Annotated in this window: 4 protein-coding genes and 3 pseudogenes; 2 read left to right on the plus strand and 5 right to left on the minus strand. The window is 63.8% G+C overall.

Annotated features, from left to right (window positions below):
• A partial coding sequence (locus JX613_RS19515) for a hypothetical protein (protein ID WP_207103138.1) occupies positions 1-407 on the plus strand: 407 nt, incomplete at its 5' end.
• 99 nt (positions 408-506) lie between these two features.
• On the opposite strand, the gene JX613_RS19520 is transcribed toward JX613_RS19515, so the two are convergent.
• The 5 genes and pseudogenes from JX613_RS19520 to JX613_RS19535 form a co-directional block, all read right to left on the minus strand.
• Positions 507-1175, minus strand: coding sequence for a calcium-binding protein (locus JX613_RS19520; protein ID WP_237168755.1), 669 nt, complete (start codon positions 1173-1175; stop codon positions 507-509).
• 33 nt (positions 1176-1208) lie between these two features.
• Positions 1209-1298, minus strand: a pseudogene (locus JX613_RS20460) (calcium-binding protein); the annotation flags it as partial.
• Positions 1265-2365, minus strand: a complete 1101-nt coding sequence (locus JX613_RS20225) for a calcium-binding protein (protein ID WP_207103139.1) — start codon at positions 2363-2365, stop codon at positions 1265-1267. The gene JX613_RS20225 and the pseudogene JX613_RS20460, both read right to left, overlap by 34 nt.
• Before the next feature lie 217 nt (positions 2366-2582).
• A complete protein-coding gene (locus JX613_RS19530) occupies positions 2583-2993 on the minus strand; it encodes a hypothetical protein (RefSeq protein WP_207103140.1) in 411 nt (136 codons plus the stop codon).
• 40 nt (positions 2994-3033) lie between these two features.
• Positions 3034-3312: pseudogene (locus JX613_RS19535) on the minus strand (recombinase family protein); the annotation flags it as partial.
• 1328 nt (positions 3313-4640) lie between these two features.
• Between JX613_RS19535 and JX613_RS19540 the strand changes: the two are divergent.
• Positions 4641-4853, plus strand: a pseudogene (locus JX613_RS19540) (transposase); the annotation flags it as partial.
• Between the last annotated feature and the right edge of the window lie 29 nt (positions 4854-4882).

Raw genomic sequence — 4882 nt, forward strand, 5'->3', positions numbered from 1 at the left:
GCCTGCGCCCGGGCACCCTGGTCTGCGACGTGGCCCGCCCGCCCAACGTGGCGCGCGCCGAGCTGTCGGGCAGCGGCGTGCTGGTCTTCGACGGCGGCCTGGTCAGCCCGCCCGCGCCGGTGGACCTCGGCCCCTTCCAGACCCTGCCCGCCAACATCGCCTGGGGCTGCCTCAGCGAAACCATGCTGCTGGCGCTCTCGGGCGAGACCGCGGACTTCAGCATCGGCTCCGCGCTGTCGCTCGAAGGCGCCGACCTGCTTGCAAGGCTGGCCGAAACCCACGGCTTCGAACCCGCCCCCCCGCAATGGTACGGCGATCTGGTCAGCGAAAACGACCTCGACAGCTTTGCACAAGAGGTCCGCAGGAAGAGCCGCACGGTACAGGGAGAGGTCGCCGCAGCGGGCTGAGCGGGCCCGGTTCCGGCCGCCCAAAATTTGTCGCCTGTCTTGGCTGATCGGCCAAGGCAGGCGATGTCGTTCAACGGCGTGCAGCCGGGCGGCGACAGGTCAGAGCAGCACGTCGCCCGCGCCGAGGCTGCTGATGTCGCTCAGAAGGATTTCGAAGTCAGCCCGGGCATCCCCGGTGACATCGCCCCTGACCAGGACGCCCTGGCCCGCGACCTCCGTCCACCAGACCGAATGAGCGGCGGCCGTCGTCCCTGCCCACCGGAAGGCCTCGTTGGTTCCGGCCGTCGAGGCGACCGCATCGACAAGACGCAGGTCCAGGTCGTCCAGGCCGGTCGTGAAATCATTGACCACGTCGCGGTTCCTGCCCACCGCGCTGTCAAGATGCGAGGTGAACACGAAGACATCCCGGGACGCGTCCACGCCGCCAAAGAGATCGTCTTGCCCCCTGCCGCCCACAAGACGGTCGCCACCGGAACCGCCGTTCAGGATGTCGTCGCCCGCATCGCCCAAAAGCCTGTCCGCACCCGCCCTGCCGGACAGGACATCGTTTCCGCCACCGCCCTTGAGGATGTTGGCGGCGGCGTTTCCGGTGATGCGGTTGTCCAGCCCGTTGCCGGTGCCGTTGAGGGCCGTCGTCCCCGTCAGAACCAGGTTCTCGAGATTTGCGCCAAGAGCGTAGCTGGCGGAGCTTTTCACCAGGTCGATGCCCGCGCCAACGGCTTCGGTGATCCTGTCCCTGCCATCGGTGACGTAGGTGTCGTTGCCCAAGCCGCCGAAAAGACGGTCGCGGCCTGAACCACCGACCAGGATGTCCTTGCCTGCATCGCCGAAAAGCCTGTCTGCACCAGCACCGCCGTTCAGGATATCGTTGCCGCCACCGCCCTTGAGGATGTTGGCGGCGGCGTTTCCGGTGATGCGGTTGTCCAGCCCGTTGCCGGTGCCGTTGAGGGCCGTCGTCCACTTTTCACCAGGTCGATGCCCGCGCCAACGGCTTCGGTGATCCTGTCCCTGCCATCGGTGACGTAGGTGTCGTTGCCCAAGCCGCCGACAAGACGGTCGATCCCGGCACCGCCGTTCAGGACATCATTGCCCGCGCCCCCGTAAAGCCTGTCCGCACCGCCGCCGCCGGACAGGGCATCGTTGCCGGCGCCGCCCTTGAGGATATTGGCGGCGGCGTTTCCGGTGATGCGGTTGTTCAGCCCGTTGCCGGTGCCGTTGAGGGCTGTCGTCCCCGTCAGAACCAGGTTCTCGACATTTGCGCCGAGGGTGTGGCTGACCGAGCTTCTTACCAGGTCGATGCCCGCGCGCACAGCCTCGGTAATCGTGTCACCTCGACCGATTTCATAGATGTCGTTGCCCAGGCCGCCGGCAAGCCGGTCGGCGCCGGCACCACCGTTCAGGATGTCATTGCCGCCATCGCCGAAAAGCCTGTCCGCACCGCCACCACCATTCAGGACATCATTGCCGCCAAGGCCCGAGATCCTGTCTGCAGAACGGGTTCCCGTCAGGACGTCGTTGCCAGAGGTCGCATTGAGTTTGGCGGAAATCCTGTAGGTTCCCACAAGAGTGCTGAAGGCCTGCGCCATCAGGAAATAATTGCCCGACACCGACGGCGTGAAGGTGAACCGGGATTCGAGTTCGCCAAGACCCTGGTCCAGGTTGTAGGCGACGAACTGGCCAGCATCGTCCACCAGGATGAGGGACGGATCCTCCAGCGTCCCGTTGCCGCTTGGCGATCCTTTCAACTCAAAGGTATAGCTTTGATTTGCGACAAGCGGGATGGCGAAGGCATCGACATCTTCGGCAATCTCGATATTCCCGGAGGCGGCGACGCCAACGCCCAGGGCGCCCGGGGGCGGAGACGTGCTATCGACGGAATTCCCGTAATCATCCGATAATCCCGCCATCACGCTGTTGATGCGATTATCAGATGCCGAAGATTTACTCGTTACAGACATATCAGGCCCACCCCGTGCCACGCTACAATCTTAACGGAAAGTTAAAACTTCTTCTGAGTCAACCGTTTTGGCTGATGTGGCGTTAATCAAGATGAACGCCGGTTCCTTGCCATGATCCCGGCAGTCGCCTGGCGCCGGTCCTCCGGGACTGCTTCATTCGAAGCCTGACAGCTTCCTGACCTGGATGACAGCCCTCGGCTTGGCGGAGCCTTGGCCGTCAAGCTGTCCTCGCCCAAGCCAAGGGGTCGAAAGGCATTTTCCCCGTCCTGCCGGCTTCCCGCGACCCCTCACGCCGCCACCGGCCGGGCTCGAAGGCTGCGGCAAAGCCGGCGACCAGCAGATAGGACAATCCGGTGCCCAGGCTCAGGGCCAGCAGCGGGTCTTGCGGCAGATGGGCGCGCAGCAGCCAAAGAACCCCGACGGCAAGATGCACCCCCGACGAACGGAAAGGCCGCGCGCCGCCGATCAGGATCTGCAGGCTCAGGGTGGCAACCAGAAAGCCCAAACCTAGCTTGGTATAAAAACCGGGCCGCCAAGGGGGCGACCGGGATGCCCGCCAGCAGCGCGCGCTGATCGCCATGTTGATCCAGAACAGCCCATTCACCTCGGGATGGGTGACATGCTTCACGAAGCCCGCTTCAGTCCCGCATGCACGTCGGCTGGTGCCTCTCGTCCAAGGACCGGAAATGCGCGCCCCGCGCCTCCAGCGTCTCGATCACCTGCAAGAGATGCGCCAGCGAGCGCGCCAGCCGGTCGAGCCGCACCCCCACCATCGTGTCGCCCGGCAGGATGGTGGCCAGAAGCCGCGCTAAGGCCGGGCGGGTGCGGTCGGCGCCCGAGGCGTGCTCCTTGTGGATCAGGGTGCAGCCAGCCTGACGCAGTTCGGCCAGCTGCGGATCGAGGGTCTGATCAAGGGCCGAGACGCGGGCATAGCGAATGAGCGGCATGAGGAGGGCTCCGGAAGGGGGGCGGATGGAGGTTTATACAGATGCGGAGATATGACTAAACGTTCGTTTGATGATCATTGCGAAGGAGATCCATTCAAAGTCTGGATAGCCGAGGACGTAGAGTTTCCTCGCTCTGCTGCTGTCTACAAGCCGCTTAACTTCTGCACCTTCCGCTCGCTACCCCTTCCAAGTGAGCAGTTCTTTCCCTCATAGCCGTGCTGCTCCAAAGCCGTTATTGTAAACCGCAGCATGAGCGTCAGAGGCGGGTATGAAGATAAGCAAACCTACGTCGTTGCTTGTAAGGAGGGCACGAATGTTGCCGCAGGGGAAAGAAGACCATTACAGATGCCCCGGATTGTGAGATGATGAGAGGAATAGGCATGGCAGGAAATGCGTAATGTCTACACCAGTGGACAGGAGCGCCCCATGGCTCTTCGAGACACGAACCCGACCCCGGCAGATCTGACGCGCCCTGGCGATGACGGCCGGGTGACCGCAAAGCCCTACGTCCGGTCCAAGCTTGCCGCAGCGGCGAACACGAGCCGTCCCCGCCGCGACCGGGAGACGGCCACCAAGGAAGTCAAGTCCGTCTCGACGCGGCTGTCTCCCGCCGAAGGCGAGGCGCTGGAGGCCCTGAAGGATCGGCATGGCTTTAGTTCGAACTCGGATGCCCTGCGGGCCCTGATCCGTTCCGCCTCGGGCATGCTGGAGGCGGACCCGGCCACAACGGGTAGTCGAGCAGCGCCGCGCCATCGCGCTGGACTGGTCAGACGGCTGGCGGGGGGAAGCCGAAGAACGGCCACATCACGCATCTGCTTCTCTCGTTCCCTTAGGGAACGGCTTCTCGCGCGCGAGCACAGCCGTGAACACCGCAGCACGAGTTGCGCCGCAAGGACCACGATCTGGACCTCTGAGGGAGGCAGGCCATGAACCGGAAGCGCATCGCCGTTCCGACCGGGCTGCTCGCCGGAGCCCTTGTCGGGCTGATGATCGGCGGCCTGTAGCTGCACTGGCAGCTCGGCACTGACATGAACGCCGACCATCCGTTCGTGCTGATCACGGACTTTCCCGGGTTACGCCGGATGGGGCAGGATCCCTGGCGCTCTGCCTATCTGATCGTTCTGGCGGGCGCGGTGCTTTTGTCCCTGCTGATCGTGGCGTTCACCCTGATCCATCAACCCGCTGATGCGCCTCTATGCGGTGGCGCTTCGCGGCAAGTTCGCAGATGCCATGCTGATCCTCTGCTTCGCGCTAGGTCACATCCCCATAAACGGGATTCTCAAGACTTAAGTTTTGTGCTTCCCTTTCTGCAGGAGCGGGAGGTGTTCATGGCGCGCTTTGACCTTACCGATTTCGAGTGGGATGTGATCCAGCCCCTGCTGCCAACCAAAGTGCGGGGCGTGAAGCGGGTGGATGACCGGCGGGTGCTGAACAGCATCTTCTGGCGGCTCAGGACCGGAGCGCCCTGGGCGGATATTCCGGCGCGTTATGGCCCCCATACCACCTGCGTGAACCGCTTCAACCGCTGGTGGGAAGCGGGGAATTAGGCGCGTATTCTGCAATCAGTATC

The organism is Paracoccus shandongensis (assembly GCF_017315735.1).
Classification (GTDB): Bacteria; Pseudomonadota; Alphaproteobacteria; order Rhodobacterales; family Rhodobacteraceae; genus Paracoccus; species Paracoccus shandongensis.